The organism is Amycolatopsis silviterrae (genome assembly GCF_042684085.1).
Classification (GTDB): Bacteria; Actinomycetota; Actinomycetes; order Mycobacteriales; family Pseudonocardiaceae; genus Amycolatopsis; species Amycolatopsis silviterrae.
Genome location: NZ_JBHUKS010000005.1, coordinates 40,843 through 60,552 on the forward strand (window position 1 = coordinate 40,843; position 19,710 = coordinate 60,552).

At 71.3% G+C, this 19,710-nt stretch carries 15 protein-coding genes; 3 read left to right on the forward strand and 12 right to left on the reverse strand.

Annotated features, from left to right (window positions below):
• Positions 1-25: 25 nt before the first annotated feature.
• The 11 genes from ACFSVL_RS08435 to ACFSVL_RS08485 form a co-directional block, all read right to left on the reverse strand.
• The gene (locus ACFSVL_RS08435; RefSeq protein ID WP_378302119.1) at positions 26-706 is read right to left on the reverse strand and encodes a winged helix-turn-helix transcriptional regulator; all 681 of its coding nucleotides are present in this window, start codon (positions 704-706) and stop codon (positions 26-28) included.
• A gap of 12 nt (positions 707-718) precedes the next feature.
• Positions 719-1,150, reverse strand: coding sequence for an acyl-CoA thioesterase (locus ACFSVL_RS08440; protein ID WP_378302121.1), 432 nt, complete (start codon positions 1,148-1,150; stop codon positions 719-721).
• The gene (locus ACFSVL_RS08445; RefSeq protein WP_378302123.1) at positions 1,147-6,357 is read right to left on the reverse strand and encodes an SDR family NAD(P)-dependent oxidoreductase; all 5,211 of its coding nucleotides are present in this window, start codon (positions 6,355-6,357) and stop codon (positions 1,147-1,149) included. The genes ACFSVL_RS08440 and ACFSVL_RS08445 overlap by 4 nt, the downstream gene beginning before the upstream one ends.
• Positions 6,354-7,286 carry an enediyne biosynthesis protein UnbU gene (locus ACFSVL_RS08450; protein WP_378302125.1) on the reverse strand — a complete coding sequence of 311 codons (933 nt, stop codon included), beginning with the start codon at positions 7,284-7,286 and terminating at the stop codon, positions 6,354-6,356. The genes ACFSVL_RS08445 and ACFSVL_RS08450 overlap by 4 nt, the downstream gene beginning before the upstream one ends.
• Positions 7,283-7,447 (reverse strand): hypothetical protein, encoded by a 165-nt coding sequence (locus tag ACFSVL_RS08455; protein ID WP_378302127.1) that lies wholly within the window; start codon positions 7,445-7,447, stop codon positions 7,283-7,285. The genes ACFSVL_RS08450 and ACFSVL_RS08455 overlap by 4 nt, the downstream gene beginning before the upstream one ends.
• Positions 7,444-9,363: a CRTAC1 family protein gene (locus tag ACFSVL_RS08460; protein WP_378302129.1), complete on the reverse strand. Its 1,920-nt coding sequence runs from the start codon at positions 9,361-9,363 to the stop codon at positions 7,444-7,446. The genes ACFSVL_RS08455 and ACFSVL_RS08460 overlap by 4 nt, the downstream gene beginning before the upstream one ends.
• Complete coding sequence (locus tag ACFSVL_RS08465) at positions 9,360-10,301, reverse strand: DUF1702 family protein (protein WP_378302131.1); 942 nt, start codon at positions 10,299-10,301, stop codon at positions 9,360-9,362. The genes ACFSVL_RS08460 and ACFSVL_RS08465 overlap by 4 nt, the downstream gene beginning before the upstream one ends.
• Entirely contained in the window at positions 10,298-11,566 is a 1,269-nt protein-coding gene (locus ACFSVL_RS08470) for an ABC1 kinase family protein (RefSeq protein WP_378302133.1), read from the reverse strand. Before ACFSVL_RS08470 ends, ACFSVL_RS08465 begins: the two co-directional genes overlap by 4 nt.
• A 303-nt stretch (positions 11,567-11,869) precedes the next feature.
• Complete coding sequence (locus ACFSVL_RS08475) at positions 11,870-12,988, reverse strand: cobalamin-independent methionine synthase II family protein (protein ID WP_378302135.1); 1,119 nt, start codon at positions 12,986-12,988, stop codon at positions 11,870-11,872.
• A 57-nt stretch (positions 12,989-13,045) separates the two neighbouring features.
• Positions 13,046-13,960: an alpha/beta hydrolase gene (locus ACFSVL_RS08480; protein ID WP_378302137.1), complete on the reverse strand. Its 915-nt coding sequence runs from the start codon at positions 13,958-13,960 to the stop codon at positions 13,046-13,048.
• Complete coding sequence (locus ACFSVL_RS08485) at positions 13,957-14,871, reverse strand: tryptophan 2,3-dioxygenase (protein WP_378302139.1); 915 nt, start codon at positions 14,869-14,871, stop codon at positions 13,957-13,959. The genes ACFSVL_RS08480 and ACFSVL_RS08485 overlap by 4 nt, the downstream gene beginning before the upstream one ends.
• 294 nt (positions 14,872-15,165) lie before the next feature.
• Between ACFSVL_RS08485 and ACFSVL_RS08490 the strand changes: the two genes are divergently transcribed.
• Positions 15,166-16,206 (forward strand): ParB/RepB/Spo0J family partition protein, encoded by a 1,041-nt coding sequence (locus tag ACFSVL_RS08490; protein WP_378302141.1) that lies wholly within the window; start codon positions 15,166-15,168, stop codon positions 16,204-16,206.
• A gap of 375 nt (positions 16,207-16,581) precedes the next feature.
• Here ACFSVL_RS08490 and ACFSVL_RS08495 read toward each other — a convergent pair whose 3' ends face one another.
• Entirely contained in the window at positions 16,582-17,358 is a 777-nt protein-coding gene (locus tag ACFSVL_RS08495; protein WP_378302143.1) for an AfsR/SARP family transcriptional regulator, read from the reverse strand.
• 192 nt (positions 17,359-17,550) lie between these two features.
• Here ACFSVL_RS08495 and ACFSVL_RS08500 point away from each other — a divergent pair, with 192 nt between their 5' ends.
• Complete coding sequence (locus ACFSVL_RS08500; protein ID WP_378302145.1) at positions 17,551-19,146, forward strand: tryptophan halogenase family protein; 1,596 nt, start codon at positions 17,551-17,553, stop codon at positions 19,144-19,146.
• A gap of 66 nt (positions 19,147-19,212) precedes the next feature.
• Positions 19,213-19,710 (forward strand): flavin reductase family protein, encoded by a 498-nt coding sequence (locus tag ACFSVL_RS08505; protein ID WP_378302147.1) that lies wholly within the window; start codon positions 19,213-19,215, stop codon positions 19,708-19,710.

Consider the following 19,710-nt stretch of genomic DNA (forward strand, 5'->3'; position numbering starts at 1 on the left):
CCGGCCTCGGCAGCCCCCGCCCGGATCACCCGCCCCCGTGCGACCCCGGCCGTTCCAGCAGCCCCAGCACCGTCGAGCACCGCACCACCGCGTCCGGGTCTCCGGCGAACGTGAGCTTTCCCGTCGCCAGCGCTTCGAACGGCCCGATCGCTCCCGCGCCGATCCGGACGAACATCGTCGCGTCCGTGCGGATGCTCAGCACCGGCGCCTCGGCGGGGCCGCGTGCCGTGGTCAGCGCGCCGTGGTCGACCGTCAGGTGGAAGCTCTCCCCGTCCACCTCGAACTCGTAGGTCTCCGCCGCGTCCGGCAGGCGGCTCGCGTCCGCCATCGCCTGGACGGCCAGCAGTGCCCAATGCGGCCGCGTGATCATGTCCGCGCTCGGTTCGCCCAGCAGCCCGATGCCCCATTTCGACAGCGCCAGCACCGGTTCCCGCAGCTGTTCGCCCCGCGGGCCGAGCCGGTAGGCGTGTCCCGCGCCGGTTTCGGACCGTTCGGCGATTCCGGCGGCGCACAGTTTCTTCAGCCGGTCCGCCAGCAGGTTGGTGCCGATGCCGGGCAAATCCGCGAGCAACTCGTTGTAGCGGCGCGGGCCGAGCAGCAGTTCGCGCACGATGAGCAGCGTCCAGCGCTCGCCGACGGCATCGAGCGCGGCGGCCAGCCCGCAGTACTGCCGGTACTGCCGTTCTCCCCTGGCAGTGGTCGTCACCGCACTAGAGTACTACTGGATTTTCAAGTAGGGAGTGAGGGCGGTCCGGAGCTGATCCGGGACGGGGACCGGTTCCAGGCCGGTGGGGCCGCGCGTCATGCAGGCGACGGCTTGATGCCCCCGCGCCACCAGTTGCGGCACGGCGACTTCGCTCCGGTAGTAGTCGAACGCCATCGCGACGCGGTGGCCCTCGAGTTCGGTCAGGGTCATGCGCAGTTCGACAACGTCGCCCGCGGTCAGTTCGCCGAAGTACTCGCAGCCGCAGCCGGTGGTGACCACGGCGAAGCCGTCGGTGAGCGAGGCGAGGACGTCCGGGGCGTGCTCGGCGAGGAACCGTTCCCGGCAATGTCCTTGCCAGCGAACGTAATGCGCGAAGTAGACGTTGCCGACGAGGTTCGTTTCCTCCAGCGTGACGGGGTGGCGGTATCGGTAGGCCGGGGTCATGCGGAGCTGCCGACGGTGAGCAGGGCGATCGCGATCGGCAGCCGGTAGCCGTCCACAGTGAACACGGCGGAGGCGACCCGCGCGCGGCCGGCGGAGAGGACTAGCCAGCCTCCGTCGTAGGCACCGGAAAACCTTGCGTCCGAAGGGCTTGCGTTCACCTTGGCCAGGCAGCGCGTCACCGTCGAGGCTCGTGCGGCCAGGCGTTCGGGCGGCTCGGCGCAGGGGCCCGAAATCACCCGGAGCAGCCCTGGATCCGGTGGTTCGTGGGGTTCGACGAATTCCCAGGCGCAGACGGCGAGACCGGAACTGTCGACGGCGAACGGTTCGCCGAACGACACGCGCAGCGACGGATCGAGTCCGAGCGCCGCCGCGGTGCGGGTGATCGCGACGGACAGCAGCGGCGGCGGCCACGGTTGGTCGTCCGGCAGCGGGCCGGTGTCGGCCAGCCGCAGGCCGGTCCAGCGGACGGCGGTCCGGCCATTCTCATCCGTGGCCGCGACATTCCAGGTGTAACGGCCGTCGGCGGCGTGCTGTTCGGTGCCGCGCAGGTGCCACGGGCCTGCCGCGTGCGGATCGAAGTCGACGCGGTCGCAGGCGACGGGCAGCAGTCTGCGCGTCGGGACGCAAGCCTGCAGGACGTGCACGGTGGCGTCGTGGGCGGCGGGATCGCCGAGCACCGAGGCGAACCAGGGCTCGCCGTCGTCCGGGGTGATCACGGCCCGGCAGGACCACGGGTCCGGGACCGCGACCTCGGCGACCCGGCGGAATCGTCCATTGTGGAACAGCAGGCGGCCGTACAGGTCGCCGGGTTCGAGACGGCCGCCCTCCGCGACCACCGGCGGGTCTGCGGCGATTTCACCGGCGGACAGCGGGAAAGTGGCGATGAAGTGGTCGACGAAGAAGTCGGATCCGGCGCAGCGCAGCACGGTGGTGACGGCATCGCCCTCCCGCAGCGCGCACACCCGGACGACGGTCTCGCCGGTGTCGGGAACGATGACCGGCCGGTCGAACTTGACGTCGCACGCGGTCGTCAAGGCTCGGCCGGCGACGGTGGACGCAGCCTGTGCCATCGCTTCCAGCCCGACCACAGCGGGCAGCAGCGCCGCTCCGTCGACCCGGTGGCCGTCCAGCCAGGGGTCTGTGTGCAGGGAAAGCGTTGCGTCGGCGACGAGTTCGACGCCCGCATGCCGCGCCCGGATTCGCTGCAGGAAGCGGCCCGTTCCCGGCGAGGGTTCGTCGCCGAGCCGTCCGTGCACGGACACGTCGGCGGAAGTCGCCGGGGTGCGCAGCAGGCGCAGGAACAGTTCGGTCCCTTCCTCGACCGGGATCGGTGTCGCGCCGGTGCGGGCGAGGGCTTGCGCCGCGCCCATGCGTTCGGCCATGCCGGCGCCCGACCACGCGGACCAGGCGATGTCGAGCACCCGGCACGTCGGCAGCTCTCGCGCGAGCCGCCGGGCTTCGGCGCGCAGGATGCCGTTGGCCAGCGCGTAGTGGCACTCCCCCGGCATTCCCGCCGACCCGATCACCGAGCCGAACGTGACCAGCAGCCGCACCGATTCGGGCGCCACGGCGGCGAGCAACGCGCGGAGCCCGGCGACCTTGGGACGCAGATGGGCGTGGATCTGGCCAGCCGTCAGGTCGGCGAACCGGACGGGTTCGTTGATGCCGCTCGCATGCAGCAGCGCGGTGACCGGGCCGGTTTCGGCGGTGAGCTTTTCCACGGCGAGCGCGACCGCCTCCGGGTCGCCGACGTCGGCGGCTTCGTAGGCGACGCGGATGCCGTCCGTCCGGAGCCGGTCCAGGTTGGACCGGAGGACTTCGTCGGTCTCCGGGTGGGAGCGGCCGACGATCGCCAGGGAGAGACCGGTCGACCTGGCTAGTGCGTGCGCGCAGGCGTAGCCGATGCCCTTGCCACCGCCGCTGGCCAGGAGCACGTCTTGCTCGTCGAGCGGTGTTTCGCCGGTCGGCGCGGGCACCAGTTGTTCTCGTGGTTCGTACCAAGCACCGTCCTCGCCGAGGATCAGTTCGCGGAATCGGCCCGGCTCGGCGTGGAGTGCCGAGAAATCCTTGGCACCAGCCGGAACCTGGGCGAGGGTGATGCCGACGTCGGGATGTTCGCGGTGCAGCGAGCGGAGGAATCCGCCGAGCGCGCAGTCGTGCGCGACCACGACGAGGGCCTTGTGCTGCAAGGCTTTCTGCCCGAGATCGAGCAGCGTCTCGACGTCCTCCGGGTCGGTGACATACACGGTTTCGGTGGGACGCCACGGTTCCGGCCGGGCCGGGACCAGGGTCTCGGCGAAGCAGGCGAGCCACGGCCGCACGCCTGGAACGGGTGCCGCCGCGTCGGGTTCGGCGGTCTCCGGGAGCCGTTCGATCTCCGCGATCACCTCGCCGACCGAGCTGTCCGCGAGCGCCATCGACACCGACGGCAGTTTCCGCCCGAGCGCCGAGGCCGCCTCGACGACGAGCTGGGTGGCCCGCAGCGAACTCAGGTTGAGATCGGCGAGCAGGCGGGTCTCGGCGCCGATGAGTGCCGCGTCGAGTTCGGTGGCCTCGGCGAGCAGGCCGGTGACCGTCGCGGCGGCGTCGCGAGCCGGAGCGGGGTCCATGGCCGCCCTCGGGGCCGGAATCGCCGACGGGGCCGCCGCGCACGGATTTGTCAGGAACTCCGGTTCGTGGCTGAGGTCGATGGGCCGCGCGGCCCGCCCGGCGAACCATGGGACGAGGTTCGCGGCAGCACCGGCGGCGAACAGCGCGGCCGCCGCGTCAGCGGACACGCGGTCGCCGACGTCCAGGCTGACCGCCGGAGTCTCCGGACCGGCCAGGGTGCTCAGGGCCCGGCCGGGACCCGCTTCGCAGAACAAGTCCGCGTCGACAGTCTGTACAGCGGCCCGGAACTGCACCGGCGCGCACAGCTGCGTGACGAGCAGTTCGACGAGATCGTCCGCCTCGGTGAGCTGCCGACCGTACACAGTGGACAGCACGGTGCGCCGCACCGGCGAGATCTCGATACCGTCGAGGAACGCGCGCCACGGCGCGGCGCAGGCGGCCATGGCGGGACTGTGGAAGCCGTGGGACACCGGAAGCCACCGGACGCGGAACCCGTGTTGCTCAGCCGATTGCGCCACCACGCGAAGCTCCGCCACCGAGCCGGAGAGCACCTGAGACACCGCCGAATTGTCGGCGGCCAGCACTACCTCGGTTCCCGCGCACAACGCCTGTGCTTCGGCCGCGCTCGCCGCGACAGCGAGCATCCCGGTGCCGGGCGCGCCGTATTCGCCCATGATCCGGCCGCGTTCGACGGCCAGCCGTTCACCGTCCTCCGGGGACAGCGAGCCCGCCCAGACCAGCGCCGCCAGTTCGCCGAGGCTGTGCCCGATCGCGGCGCTAGCGGTGACGCTCAGTTCCCTGAGCCGGGAGAGCGCGGTGCGGCTGGCGCGGTAGATCGCGGGCTGGGCCAATGTGGTGTCGGCCGGTTCGGCACCGCTCGCGCCCTGCCCGGGGAACAGCAGCGCGACCCGGCCGGGAACGGTGTGTCCCAGCCAGAATCCCGGTGCCGTCGAGAGCTGTCCGCGCCGCAACGTCTCCACCGCAGCGGCGGCGCGAGTGGCGAGCGAGGCGAGTTCAGCGAGGGTTCGCACGACCAGGGCGGCCCGGACTGGTCCGGCCGTGTCCCGGCGGCCGTACTGGCAGGCGAGGTCGTGCATCTCGCCCCTCGACAACCGTGGCGCGGCCTCGGCGATCTGGGACAGTTCGGCAGCGACCCGGGCGGGGTCGGGCCCGCTGACGGCGAGGACGTCGTACTCCGGGGTCGGCCGGGCGGCCACCGGTGACGGCACGGACCGGGGCCGCGCCGGGGCGCCCAGCACGACGTGGGTGTTGATGCCGCCGAATCCCATCGCGCTCACCCCGGCGAACCGCGGGCCGTCCGGCCAGGGCTCCGGGGCGGACAGCACCCGCAGGCTTTCGCCGAGCGCCGGATGCGGCACCGCGCAGCCGGTGGTCGGCGGCAGCAATCCGGACGACAGGCTCAACGCGGCCTTGACCACGCCCGCGGCTCCGGCGGCCGCCTTGGTGTGCCCGATGTTCGCCTTGACCGAACCGAGCGCGGCGGACCCGGCTCCGGACCGGGCCCGGTTCAGCGCGGTCAGCTCCACCAGGTCGCCGACCGCCGTTCCGGTGCCGTGCCCCTCGTACAGGCCGATCGCGGCGTGCTCGACCCCGGCCATCTCGCCCGCACGGCGCAGCGCGAGCAGCTGCCCGTCCGCCTCGGGCCGGGTGATGCCGCCGCGGCCGTCCGAGGAGACGCCCCAGCCGAGGATCTCCGCGTAGACCGGCCATCCCGCCGCGCGGGCGTCTTCGGCGCGGGCGAGCGCGAGCATCCCGCAGCCCTCGCCCGGCCAGAACCCCGCCGAACGCTCGTCGTAGATCCGCATCTCCTCGGCGGCGAGCGCGCCGGCCTTGGCGAAGCCGACCAGCTCGAACGGGTCGAGGGACAGGTCCACTCCCCCGGCCAGCGCGAAGTCCGCGCCGCCGTCCCGCAGCGCGCGACAGGCGGTGATCACCGCGAGCATCGACGAAGCGCACGCACCGTCCACTGTGTACCCGCCGCCGTGGAAGCCGAAGTGGTTGCAGATCCGCCCGGCGATGGTGTTGGCGAGACTTCCGGCCAGCGTCTCGTCCCCGACCTCGGGGAAAGCCGCCAGATACCGCTTCTCGACCGCCGACAGGTCCGCCTCGGGCAGCGTGGTGCGCAGGACGTCGCGGACGTACGGCCAGCGCAGCCGCAGCGTCCGGGCTCGGGTCACCTCGCCGGTCAGGCTGTTGCCGACCACGACCGCCACCCGGTCCGCGTCCAGCCCGGCACCGGAGGGATGGCCTGCGTCGGCCAGCGCGCGGTCCGCGGTTTCCAGCGCCAGCCAGTGCGCGGGATCCGCGGCGCGGAAGGCCGGGCCGGGGATCCGGAAGGCCTCCCGGTCGAACACCCAATCCGCCAGGACGGCCGCCTGGGTGCTGTAGGTCCGGTCCGGGGCGCTCGCGTCCGCGCTCCAGTGATCGGCGAGGTTCAGCCGTCCCGGAGGAAGCTGCCGGAACGCGCGCCGCTGGTGGAGCACGGTTTCCCACAGCTCGACGGGATCGGCCGCGTCCGGATAACGGCAGGCCATCCCGACGATCGCGATCGGCTCGCCCGCTTCGCGGCGGGTCATGCGGGCTCCCGCGCCGGTTCCGGCTCCGCGGCAGTGCGCTGCGCCGGCACCAGGACCGTCCACTGGGTGCTCCGGCGCGCGGCGACCGCGAGCACGACCGCGCGCAGCGCACAGGTGATCGTCAGCGCGAAGAACAGGCCGAACACGACGTGCAGCTGCACCAGCAGGCCGTAGACCGCCGCCGTGGCGAGCCCGAAGACGACCTGGTTCCGCCGCGAGGACGGGGTGGTGCCGGGGTCGGTGATCATGTAGTTGGTGAACAGCACGAACGCCGTCCCGGTGAGCGGCAGCACCGCGCTCACCAGGGAAACGTCGGTGAACAGCGCGCGCAGCAGGGCTTGGGCGAGGAAGCCGCCGACCCAGCCGAGGATCAGCGGGACCTTGCCGGTGAGCTGGGCGTTGAGCATGGTCCCGGCGATCAGCAGCAGCGCGGGCACGACCGCGCCCCACCAGCCGGCGACCCATTCGGTGAACTCGTACGGCGGCGCGATGCCGACCCAGCCGAACAGCAGCAGGACCGCCACGATCCCGACGTTGCTCGGGTTGAGCACGTGCCTGCTCTTGCCGCCGACCCGCACCCGGACGACGTATTTCGAGGCGACCCCGACGACCGAGGCGAGCACCGTCGGCATGAAGCGGTCGTTCGCGTACAGGAGCATCGCGCAGGCCATGCCGGTGATGTAGGCCGGAAGCAGGAAATCGACGACCGCGCCGGGTTTGCCGAGGTACCGGGGCCGACGGCTGGCGGTGGCGGCTTCGACCGATTCCAGCACGATCTCCGCGGCCAGCGCGGCGACGACCGCGACCACCGGGGTGAGGTAGGCCTGTTCGAAGCCGAGCACCGTGTGCCCGAGCACGGTCAGCACGGTGATCGACGCCCCGAACCGGCGCAGGGCGGCGGAACGGCGTTCGCTCGGGGATTTGGTCACCGGTCCTCCTCGATGGCGTCGTCGTGACGGCCGCCCAGGCCGCGATGCCGGTCGGGCGGGTTGAAGCGGTTGCGTCCGTTGGCCGGATACAACGGCAGCGGATTCCCACCGCACGGCGCGGCCTCGACGCCAGATCGGCGCTCGCGCAGTGACCTGGTCATCGGCCCTCCTCGATGGTCCCGTCGGGGTTGAGCCGCAGCTGATGCCAGCCCGGCGGGAGCGACACCGAACCGGTGTGGCGGTGGCCGCAGCTGTCCCGCCAAGCCAGGCGGACCGGCACCGCGGCCGGGGGCTGGTTGCCCAGGCCGAAGTGCAGGTCGGGGGCGTTGACGCCGTTGTGCCCGTTGGCCGGGTACACCTGTTGCAGCCGCGTTCCTCCACCGGGTGCGGCTACCTCGGCCTCGGCGCCGATCGCGGGTGACGTCGGGCCGGGCGAACCCGCCTGGCACGCGTGGTCGCCGACCGGTTTGCGCAGGCGCAGCCCGAGGAACGCACCGGCTGGCGAGGTGTTCCGGTACAAAGTGGACGGTGCCCACTGGTTGGCGACGACGAAGTCGAGCCGTCCGTCGCCGTCCACGTCGCCGACCGCGAATGCGCGGCTGACCGTGTCGGTGCCGACTCCGACCTGCTCGGCGACGTTGACGTAGCGGCCGTCCGTGCCGCGGGCGAAGAAGGTGTTGCGGTCGTGTCCGGACAGGTCGGTTCCCTCGGTGAACCGCGGCCACAGCGCGGGGTGGCTCAGCACGAGGTCGTTCGACATCGCGGTCTCCTGCAGCTGCGCCCACCGGTTCACCGTTCCGGCGACGAAACCGGTCGCGTGCATGACCTCGTCGGCACCGGAGTTGGCGAAGTCGGCCGCCTTGACGTCCCACGACCATCCGGTCCGGGACAGGCCGAGGTTTTCGCTGTGGTCGTCGTAGGGTGCGACGCCGTCGCGCAGCTGGCTGGCGGTGGCGGCGCGATCCACTGTGGACTGGTAGGCGAAGTTGCTTTCCTGCAACGCGTACGGCTCGGTGATGTTGCTGACCAGGATGTCCGGGACGCCCTTTGCGTCGAGGTCCGCGAACGCCACTCCCATGCCCTTGAACGAGTCGTTGCCCAGCACCTTCGACTTCGGTGTCGTCGCGTGCCGTGTTCCGGTCGCCGCGCGGAAGGCGAAGCGGCCTGGGGCGGAGTCGTTGACCAGCAGGTGATCGGAGCCGAAGTCGTTGGCGACGTAGAGGTCCGGCAGTCCCCGGCCGCCGATGTCCTGTGCGCCCAGGGCGAGCGCCCATCCGGTTCGCACGTCCGGCGGGAACGCATCGGGTGCCTCCACGAAACGGCCGCTGCCGGTGGAGCGGAACAGGCGGAGTGTGCCGCCGTTCGCGGCGTGGGACAGGGAATCGTTCATCACCAGTTCGGACTGGTGCGCGGTGGGGTCGAGCACGCGTGCGCCGTCGGGAAAGTAATTGCCGAACACGAGGTCGGTGTGTCCGTCGCCGTCGAAGTCGCCGATTGTGGCGGCGTTGGTGTTCCAGACCTGCCACGGGCTGATCAGTTCGCGCGGACGGTACGCGGCCGTCGACGGAGTGTCCCCTGCGAGCCGTTCGAAGATCACGGGGGAACGGCCCCAGTAGTAGACGACCACGTCCTGGCGGCCGTTCTCGTCGACGTCCGCGGGCAGGCATCCCATCGGGGCCGCGAAGGACGGCATTTCCAGCCCGGACGGGACCAGCGTGAACGGCTGGTAGCGCGCACCGGTGCCGGGCGCGGGCCGGACCGTGACGGTGTCCGTGCGGGGGTCGACCAGGCACACGTCGTGCGCGGCCGGGCCGCCGTCCGCGGCGAACAGCGCTGCCGCCGCGCCGACCGAGGAGATCCACGACCGGATCGGCTCGTAGGCAGGGGCGACGGTCCGGACGCGCCGGCCGTCCGGGGCGTTGTCCGGGCTGACCGGGGACGCGGCGAACGAAAACTGGCGCGCCAGCTCGGTTTCCTCCGCCGAGGACGACTGCGGGACGACCGTGAACGCGAACACCGCCGCGCAGCCGAACAACGCGACCACGCGGGCCAGATGCCGGCGCAGAAAGGTTCTCATCGGCTCTTCCTCTCCCACAGATACCGGATTTCCGCGCGCCAGCGCTGGTAGTGCGCGAGCGTGGACGGGTCGGGGCCGAGCACGGCCAGCGCTTGGTCGGTCCATTCGGCGGCCACGTCGGTGTCGGCACCGGCCAGCACTTCGGCGGCCTTGTCGGTGTGCGCGGGCACGATGCCGCTGACCCGCCGCGCGGCGCAGGCGAACGCGCAGCCCTGTGCCAGGTGTGCCCGGAAGGTGCCGGACAGATCGGCGAGCCGGGCTAGTTCGCCGGCGTCGGCGCCGCCCGCGTACGTCGCGGCCAGGCCGATCCCGCTCCACAGATCCGCGTGCCGTTCGGCTGGGAACTCGGCGATCCGCAGCGCGACGCCGTCCGGGTCGGCGCATTCGCAGAACCACAGCGACCGGCCGAGGCCCTGGTCGCGGATCGCCCGGGCCCTGTCGCTCAGCCCGGGTTCGACGCGGTGGCGTCCGACTGTCCGATCCGTGTGGAAGAAGCCTTGGTGGAAGCCGAATCCGTCCCAGGACAGCCAGCGCAGCAGCGGATCCGTCGCCGGGGCACGGAAAAACGGACGGAGCCGCAGCCGTGCGTAGGCCCAGCCGATGCCGACGTGCACGAGATGCGGATAGCCGGCCGCCGGTCCGCGCAGCAGCGCCTCGACCCGGCCGCGCCGGACCGGGAGGAGCAGGTCCAGCAACGCGCAGCCCATGCCCGCGCCCTCGAACGCGAACCCGCGCAACTCCGGTTCGAGCGCGGACACCCGCTGCCCGAGCACGGCGCGGTCCGGCTCGACCGAGGCGTTGAGACCGGTCAGGAACGCTCGCCCGGCCGATTCCAGTACCTCGCGCGCGGGGCCGGGCCGCAGCCGGAACCGGCGCAGTCCGAAGTCGACCTGCTTCGGGTCCTGACGCAGCGCTCTGGCCGCGATCCCGGGGCTCACCGTGCTTCCCGCGGCTCGGCTACGACGCGTTCCATCAGCGCGGTGACCAGCGCGGGCCGTGCCTCCCGCTGGAAATCGACGTCCGGATGGAATTCCCGCACCGTGCCCTCCAGCACGAGCAGCGACAGAATCGGGAACACGAACTGCGGATCGGCGTGCAGGCCGTGCGCGCGCTGGAGGTCGAACAGCTTGGCGGCGAAGGAAACCAGGTCGAAGTCCGCCGCGCTGCGTCCGGTGTGCTCGGCCACCAGCGCGGCCAATCCGGTGCGGAACCTCGCCGTATCGGCACCCGGCGCCGCCGATGCGGTCGACAGCACGATGTCGGCGCAGGCTTCGCCGTCGCCCTGGCTCATGCAGTAGAAGAACGCGGCGAACTTCTCCCGCGCGGAGCCGGACAGCCGGACGGTGAAACCCGCGTCCAGCACGACAATCGAGCCGTCCGCGCGGAAGTAGAGATTGCCGGGGTGCAGGTCGCAGTGCACCACTCCGTCCAGGAAAAGCATCCGGTACACCGCACGCAACGCAGCGACGACCGCGTTCCGGCGCTCCTCCTCGCCGAGGTCCTCCGGACGACGGCGGGCCAGCCCGTCGACGAAGTCCATCACCAGGATGTCCTCTGTGGACAGTCCAGGACGGACCCCGGGCACGGTCACTCCGTCAACCTCGCCGAGCGCCTTCCGGAAACCTTCCAGCGACTCCGCTTCCCGCGCGAAGTCCAGCTGTGCGCGAATGCTCGCGGTGAGCTGAGCGGCGACAGCGGTGACCGGTACGCCGCGCAGCCTCGGCAGCCGTGCCATCAGCCGCGCACCCTGCTCCAGCATCGCGAGATCGGCCGTGAGCGACCGGACGATGCCCGGCCTGCGCACCTTCGCCGCCACCGCCCGGCCGTCCGGGAGCACCACCCGGTACACGCACGCGATACTGCCCGCCCCGACCAGCCGCGGCTCGCCGGTCCCGAACCGCAGCGCGGGCGGCAGCGCGCTCGGCGGAAGGGGACGAACCTGGTCGTGCAGACGGGAAAGCGCCCGGCACACCCGCGGCGGCAGGAGGTCCGCGCGGGTGCTCAGGAGCTGGGCCGCTTTCACGAACGCGGGCCCCAGCGCCACCACGGTGTCCGCCAGCCAGACGTCTCGCGCGAGCGATCGCCCGCGCAGCCAGGCCGCCGCCGTCGCCGGCCCCAGCAGCAGCATCCGCACGGCGAGGACCGCGAACGCCCGTGCCGTCCGCAGCGCCACCGCGCCGCCGCCGATCCTCCCCACCGTCATCGCTCCCCTTCGCCGTGCGGCCCGCTTGCCGCCTACGCGACGTTACAAGCGGTAGCGCGGCGAATGCGCCGAGTGAGCGGAAGACCATCCTTTCCAGCGAAACCGCACCGGAAACACCCGGCCGGGCAACGCCTTTCCCTATCGGGGCCTACCAGCCGGGCCATCGTGGCGCGCGCACGCGGCCGCGGTCACGGGCGATGACTCGGTCGGGGCAGTCCGCGGCCCGATCCAGCCCCCGCGATGCACCCTGCGTAGCCGCCGCCCGGCCGCGGACCCGCGTATTTCCCTTGCGCTGCGCGATTCCTACTCGACAGCAGCTGGGCGGTGGGCTTCCTGGCTGGACCTGGCCGCCGGGAAGCCGACCCCGAGCTGCTCCGCCGCGAGCGCGGTGCCTTCCAGCCGCGCACGGATCTTGGCGAACGCGGTGCGCCGCGAGGTCGACTGGTCGTCGGCGAACGGGGAGAACCCGCAGTCGTCGCACGTGCCCAGCTGTGCCACCGGAAGGTATTGCGCAGCACGCAAAACCCGGTCGCGCACCTCCTCGGCCGTCTCCACCCGAGGGTCGATCGGGTCGGTCACCCCCACGAACACCCGGGCTCCCGGCCGCAGGTGATCGGCGATGACGCGCAGGACGCGGTCCGGGTCGGCCTCGCTGGCGAGCTGGACGTAGAAATTGCCGGCAGTGTGCTGGAACAGCACGGGAAGCAGCTCCGCGTAGTCGACATCGAGACTGTGCGTCGAGTCCTGGTCTCCGCCCGGACAGGTGTGCACGCCGATGCGCGCCTGCTCGGATTCGCTGAACCGGGCCAGTACGCGGTTGTTCAGCTCGACGAAATCGCGCAGCACCTGTCCGCTGGGATCGAGCTTCAGGGACAGTCGTCCCTCGGTGAAGTCCAGCTGGACGACGTGCGCGCCCGCGTCCAGGCATCCGCGGATGTCGGTTTCGGCTTCGTTGACCAGGTCTTCGAGGAAGTTCTCGCGCGAATAGCCGTCGATCCCCGACGACGGGTACAGCAGCGACAACGCCGAGGGGGCGATCACCGCTTGTTTCACCGGAAGGCTCGTGCATTCCCGCGCGGCGCGCAAATAGCTCTCGGCGTGCGTCTGGTAGCGGAACGGCCCGGAGGTCAGGCACGGCAGCTGCCGCTGATGCCCGTCCGCGAACGGGATGACTACGCCGTCCGGGGCAAGGTTCTCCGCGCCCGCGATCGGGTAGGTGACGAAACTGGGCTTGCGCTGCTCGCCGTCGGTGACGACGGTCGCGCCGATGGCCGCCTGCTGCTCGATGGTCTCGCGGACGGCCCGGCTGACCACCGCGTCGAAGGCTTGGTCGCCGAGCTGGCCGCTTTCGTGCGCGGCGAGGGCGCCGAGCAATTCGGGCGAACGGGGAAGGCTGCCGATGGATTCGGAAGGAATCGTCATGCGGCCGAGCCTAAAAGCGGCCGCGCGGGGGCGGCCCGAATTGGACACGGGAGAACATCATTGTCCTACTTTCGGGCCATTGCCGGCCGGAGCCCGGCGACCGGCGCCGAGCTGCTCGAAAACCGCCGCGCCCAGTGCCGTCGCCGGGTCGGCGAGGTCGAACGAGAGGTCGAAATGGTTGCGGTGCGGCGCGACGACCTCCCGCACGATCGGGGCACGGTCCGCCACGGCGCGCACGAATTCGTTGTGCTGGCGGATGAATTCGTCGGTTTCCGCGCCGCCGCGGGCCACGACCAGCGGAGGCAGCCGGTCGGGCAGACGGCGGATCGGGCTGAGCCGCGCCGCCGCTGCGCGATCCAGCCGGAGCGGTTCGTTCACGTAGGTGCGCCGGACCGGTTCGAGGTCGTACACGCCGGACAGCAGGGTCGCCCCGGCGAAGACGTCGGCGGGGGCACGGCCGTCCGGGGTCCAGCCGTCGAGCAGCGCCATGGCGGTCAGGTGCGCTCCGGCGCTGCTGCCGCTCACGTGGATGCGATCGGCCGCCACGCCCAGTTCGGCCGCATGCTCGACCAGCCACCACAGGCCGCGCCGTACTTGATCGACGATGGCGTCCAGCCGGTACTGCGGGGCCAGCCCGTAGTTGAGCGCCGCGAACGCCACTCCGGCGGGCACCAGGCCGCGAGCCGGGAACGCGGAGTCGTCCTTGCCCAGTTCCCGCCAGTAGCCGCCGTGCACGAACACCATCAGCGGGGCGGCCGGGCCGGAAGCTGGGAAGAAGTCCAGCGTCTCCGGCGGTTCCGGGCCGTACCGCAGCGATTCCTCGACCGCCAGTTCCGCCTTCGCCCGGACGCTTTCGGCGGTGTACTCGGCCAGGAACACCGTGAGGTCGGCGACCCGGGAACTGGGCGAGTACTGCCGGTCCAGTTCCGCCTGGCCGTAACCGCGGTACACCTCGCGGCCGCCGCCGGTCACAGCGCGGTGCGAGCGGACAGCAGTTCCGGGAAGAACCGATGCTCGGCGACGCGGCGCAACCACGCCACCCCCGCCGTGCCGCCGCTGCCGGGTTTGCTGCCCAGCACCCGCTCGACGGTCAGCAAATGCGCGCTGCGCCAAAGGGAATACTGATGGTTCACATCCGACAGCGCTTCGGCGAACACATACAGATCGCGCTGCCCGGCCGGATCCCGGTAGATGCCCGCCCAGGCCTCCTCGACCGCCGGATGCGGCTGGTACGGCTGCGCGAAGTCCCGGGTCACGTGGTCCTCGGGGATCGGCGCGCCCCGGCGGCGCAGCAGCGCGAGGGCTCCGTCGTACATGCTCGGCGCCCGCAGCGCGGCGTCGACGTCCTTGTGGAGCTGGGAAATCCCCTCGTACGCCTCCGCCATCCGCGGCGATTTGTTGCCGAGCGCGAACTCCAGCTGGCGGTACATGTGCGACTGAATGCCGGACGCGACGCCGAGCTGGTCCCGGAACGCGGCGAACTCCGCCGCGGTGATCGTGCTGACCGGTTCCCAGCTGGCCACCAGGACCCGCTGGGTGCGCTCCATCCGCCGCAGGCACCACAGCGCGTCGTCCAGCCGGTCGTCGAACAGCAGGTCCCGCACGCGGTTCGCCTCGGTGAAGAGCAGTTTGAACAGCAGCTCCTGGACCTGGCCGACGGTGTAGAAGGCCAGCTCCGCCGGTTCGCCGGTGCGCGGGTGCTGAAGGCTGAGCAGCGCGTCGACGCTGTGGTAGTCCACGTACGCGGTGCTGTCCGGCCCGGCGGCCCCGGACCGGAAGTCGAACACCGGCTCGCCGCCGCTGTGTTCCGCTCTTTCCCGGCGCTCGTCCTCCGTCAACGGAATGTACGCGCGCGGGCCTTGAGCCATTTTCTTCGCGGTCACGACGACATGATTGCCGAGAGGACTGAAACTCCGCTGAAATTCGCCTGACCGCCCGCTCGCGGCAGATCCGGGGTTCCGCCCTGATGACCGTTCGCAGCCGGGCGCGTACAATCCTTGCCCCGCACTGTGTCTTGTGCAGCGGTGGCGGGACCTGTTACTCCATCCAGGTTTCAGCCCGGTTGCGAGGTCGACGCCGTTTCCGGGTTTCAATAGGCTGTTCGGGCAAGAACGCCGTCGCGCCGGCCGCGCGTGCGCACACTGGGGATCTTGTTCACGCCTGGGGGAGGCATCGTTGTGCACCCGGAAAATATCGGAATACCCGCCAATTTCGGAGCCACCCGGGGAAATATCTACGAAAACAGTTCCCTGGCCGCGAAACCGGACGATCCCGGCACGGTGCGCCTGCCGATCAGCGCCCTGCTGCCCGCCGACTCGCCGCGGCTCGACGGCGAGAAGACCGACCACGTCCAGGTGCTGGCCGAACTCGACGAGCGAGAACTGCCGCCGGTGATCGTCGACCGCGCCACGATGCGCGTGATCGACGGGATGCACCGGGTGCGGGCGGGCAAACTGCGCGGGCAGGAGACCGTGCGGGTCCGGTTCTACGACGGCAGCGAGGACGACGCGTTCGTGATCGCCGTGCAGCACAACAACAATCACGGCCTTCCGTTGTCGCTGGCCGACCGGACCGCCGCCACCGCCCGGATCATCGGCTCGCACTCCCAGTGGTCGGACCGGCGGATCGCGGAGGTGACCGGGCTGTCCGCGGCGACCGTGCGCGCGGTGCGGCTGCGTTCGACTGCCCCGTCCGCGCAGTCGAACACGCGGCTCGGCCGGGACGGGCGGCTCCGGCCGGTGAACAGCACAGTCGGCCGAATGCTCGCGAGCAGGCTCCTCGAAGAGAATCCGGACGCCCCGCTGCGCCAGATCGCCGAGGCGGCGGGCATTTCCGCGTCCACCGCGCTCGACGTGCGGGACCGGCTGCGCAACGGACGGGACCCGGTCCCGCGCAAGCTGCGCGAACGGCACTTCGGCCGGGACCGCCGTGCCCCGTCCGCTCAGGACGTGCCGGAGCAACGCGCGGGCGTGGACTGGGAATCCGTGCTGCACCGGGTGCGCTCCGACCCGTCCCTGCGGTTCACCGACACCGGACGGGCGCTGCTGCGGCTCTTCGACCCCCGGCTGCTGCACGCCGAGCAGCGCACGCGGCTGGCCGACAGCGTTCCGGCGCACTGCACCACGACGATCGCCCACCTGGCGAAGCTGACCAGCGAGGCCTGGGGAGAACTCGCGGCGGAACTCGAGCAGCGCGGCGAGGACGCGGTCGGTACTTGAGGCGGCGGTCCGTGAGGGGAACCTTCACGGACCCGAGGGCGGCCCGGTGCGGCTGAGGCAGAGCCGCCTGGGCCGAATGGCGGGACCGACGCCGCTCGCGCCGGTCCAGTGCGGGGTCGTCGTTCCGCGAAGGCCTCCCTCACGGACTCTGATTCCCACGCCAGGGACTTGAGCTGCGTGGCCCCACGCCTGCTGGACCATCCACAAAGGACGCCAGAGCCGCCGAAGCATCCGTTTGATGCCCGCATGACCGCGTCCGAAGGTCTGTGAGGGGAACCTTCACGGACTCTGATTCCCCCAAGGTGGCCCTCACGGACCTTCGGATACCGCAACACGGGAACCGATCCAGTCGCTCTTGAAGTCCGTTATGGACGGTCAGCAGGCTGGAGGGACCGCCAGCACGCGGTCGTCCTGCGCCAGGATCGCCTGGTGCAGGCGGCGGATGCCGCGACCGGGCTCCAGTCCGCTTTCCGCGGCCAGCCGGCGGCGGATGCCGTGGAAGACGTTCAGCGCCTCGGTCTGGCGGCCGGCCCGGTACAGGGCGAGCATCAGCTGTTCGCCGAAGCGGTCGCGTTCCGGGTGCGCCGCGGTGAGCCGGGTCAGTTCCGCGATCAGCTCCCGGTGCTCGCCGAGCGCGAGCCGGGCGCTGATCAGGTCCTCCCGCGCACCCAGCCGCCGCTCGTCGAGGAACGCGGCTTCCAGCCGGCAGAGCGGGACGTCCCGCAGGCCCAGCAGAGCCGGTCCGCGCCACAGTTCCAGTGCCGCGCGCAGCAGGTGCGCCGCTCGCGCCGGATCGCGGCCGGCCAGCCCGGCGCCTTGGTCGGCGAGTTCGGCGAAGGCGCGCGCGTCGATCTGCCGGGCCGGCAGCCGCAGCAGGTAACCGCCGCCGACGGTGCGGATCAGCTCGTCGCCGCGCCGGCCGGTCACCGCGCCGACGATCCGGCGCAGCCGTTTCACGTTGGCCTGCAACGTGTTCCGCGCGTCGCGCACCGGTTTTCCGGACCACACCTCCTCGATGAGCCGGGTGCTGGACACCGGGGCTCCCGGCGAAAGCGCGAGCACGGCCAGGATCGCGCCCACCTTCGCCTGGGTGATCTCGCGCACCCGCGGCCCGGCCGCGATCGTCAGCGGCCCGAGAACGTCGACGCGCATCCGCGACTCCCCCCGAACGCCGGAAAAACCGAATACCCTCCCCTGGGGCCGGAACGGTCCCGGCGCGGGCGAAACGCACTGCGTTCGGCTCTGGCCGCCGGTCTTGACGTTCTCCGTTCCGGCCGGGATATCCTCGCCCGGCATTGTGGATGTCGTCAATTCCCGCAATTCACTCATGGGGAGAGTCACAGCATGACCGGAGACAACCGGATCACGAAAATCGTCGTGCTCGGCGGCGGGACGGCGGGCTGGATGACGGCGTCGTACCTCGGCAAGGCGCTCGGGCCGGCGGCGTCCGTCACCGTTCTCGAGGCGCCCGCGATCCCGAGGATCGGCGTCGGCGAGGCCACGATCCCCAACCTGCACAAGGTTTTCTTCGATTTTCTCGGCATCCCGGAGGAAGAGTGGATGCGCGAGTGCAACGCCAGCTTCAAAATGGGGATCAGATTCGTCAACTGGCGCACCCCGGGCGCGGGCGAGGCCCGGCCCCGCCCGCACGAGGGCCGTCCCGACCATTTCGATCATCTCTTCGGGCTGCTTCCCGACCACAAGAACCTGCCGCTTTCCCAGTACTGGGTGCACCGGAAGCTGACCGGCGCGACCGACGAGCCCTTCGACTACGCCTGCTACGCCCAGCCCGCCGTGTTCGACCGGAAACTGTCGCCGCGGCACCGGGACGGCACGCGATGGGCCAGCTACGCCTGGCATTTCGACGCTTCCCTCGTCGCGGACTTCCTGCGCCGGTTCGCCACCGAAAAGCAGGGCGCGGTGCACGTCGAGGACCGGTTCACCGACGCGGAACTCGACCAGCGCGGCCACGTCACCGCCGTCCGCACCGAAACCGGGCGGCGGCTGGAGGCCGATCTCTTCGTCGACTGCTCCGGATTCCGCAGCCTGCTGATGAACCAGGTGATGCGCGAACCGTTCCTGGACATGGGCGACCACCTGCTCAACGACCGCGCGGTGGCCACCGCGGTGCCGAACGACGACGAGCGCGACGGGGTCGAGCCGTTCACCTCGGCGATCGCCATGTCGTCCGGCTGGACCTGGAAGATCCCGATGCTCGGCCGGTTCGGCACCGGCTACGTCTACTCCAGCCGGTTCGCCACCCAGGACGAGGCGACCGAGGAGTTCTGCCGGATGTGGGGCCTCGACCCGGAAACCCAGCCGCTCAACCACATCAAGTTCCGGGTCGGGCGCAACCGGCGGGCCTGGGTGCGCAACGTCGTGGGCATCGGCCTGTCGTCCTGTTTCGTGGAGCCGCTGGAGTCCACCGGCATCTACTTCGTCTACGCCTCGCTCTACCAGCTGGTGAAGCACCTGCCGGACAAGCGGTTCGACCCGGTGCTGATCGACCGGTTCAACCGCGAGGTCGAGACGATGTTCGACGACACCCGCGATTTCCTCCAGGCGCATTTCAGTTTCGCGCCGCGCGCGGACACGCCGTTCTGGCGGGCCTGCAAGGAGCTGCGGTTCGCCGACGGGTTCGCCGAGAAGGTCGCGATGTACCGATCCGGCCTTCCGGTGAATCTGCCGTTCACCGACGAATCGAACTACTACGGCAATTTCGAGGCCGAATTCCGTAATTTCTGGAGCAACGCCAACTACAATTGCGTATTCGCCGGCCTCGGCTTCCTGCCGGACAACCCGCTGCCGCTGCTCGACTTCCGCCCGGACGCGCTCGCGTCGGCGCAGGAGGTCTTCGACGACGTGCGCCGCCGCCGGGCCGAACTCGTCGAGACCCTGCCGAGCACGTACGAGTACCTCCGGCAGCTGCACGGCAAGTAGCGCGGGCCGGGCCGGGTCCGGCGTCCCGGCCCGGCCCGTTTTCCGGCGAGGAGAAGGGACACAGCGGTGACCGAGTCGTTCGCCTCGGACGTGGTGGCGCCAGGCACGTTCCGGTCGCTGATGGCCGAATTCCCCAGCGGCGTGGCGGTCGTGACGGCCATGGACGACGGCGTGCCCTGGGGTATGACCTGCTCGTCGCTGTGCAGCGTCAGCGTTTCCCCGCCGACGCTGCTGGTCTGCCTGCGCGCGCAGAGCCCGACGCTCTCCGCGATCCTGCGGCGAGGCGCGTTCGCCGCGAACCTGCTGCACGGCGGTGCGCGCGAGGTCGCGGAGCTGTTCAGCAGTTCCGCGTCCGCCCGCTTCGACCGGGTGCGCTGGACCGCCGGACCGGGCGGGCCGCATCTGCGCGAGGCCGCGCACGCCATCGCGGACTGCCGGGTGAGCCGCGTCGAGGACGCGGGCACGCATCTGGTCGTTTTCGGCGAGGTCTTCGACTCCGCCCGGCACGACGGGCACGCGCCGCTGCTCTACGGCAGGCGCGGCTACCACCGCTGGCCGGGCTGA

What these genes read in the sequence shown, in the direction of transcription:
- ACFSVL_RS08445 (WP_378302123.1), bottom strand. Translation starts at nt 6,357, where the DNA reads ATGACCCGCCGCGAAGCGGGCGAGCCGATCGCGATCGTCGGGATGGCC.
- ACFSVL_RS08455 (WP_378302127.1), bottom strand. Translation starts at nt 7,447, where the DNA reads ATGACCAGGTCACTGCGCGAGCGCCGATCTGGCGTCGAGGCCGCGCCG.
- ACFSVL_RS08460 (WP_378302129.1), bottom strand. Translation starts at nt 9,363, where the DNA reads ATGAGAACCTTTCTGCGCCGGCATCTGGCCCGCGTGGTCGCGTTGTTC.
- ACFSVL_RS08495 (WP_378302143.1), bottom strand. Translation starts at nt 17,358, where the DNA reads ATGCGCGTCGACGTTCTCGGGCCGCTGACGATCGCGGCCGGGCCGCGG.
- ACFSVL_RS08500 (WP_378302145.1), top strand. Translation starts at nt 17,551, where the DNA reads ATGACCGGAGACAACCGGATCACGAAAATCGTCGTGCTCGGCGGCGGG.
- ACFSVL_RS08470 (WP_378302133.1), bottom strand. Translation starts at nt 11,566, where the DNA reads ATGACGGTGGGGAGGATCGGCGGCGGCGCGGTGGCGCTGCGGACGGCA.
- ACFSVL_RS08440 (WP_378302121.1), bottom strand. Translation starts at nt 1,150, where the DNA reads ATGACCCCGGCCTACCGATACCGCCACCCCGTCACGCTGGAGGAAACG.
- ACFSVL_RS08475 (WP_378302135.1), bottom strand. Translation starts at nt 12,988, where the DNA reads ATGACGATTCCTTCCGAATCCATCGGCAGCCTTCCCCGTTCGCCCGAA.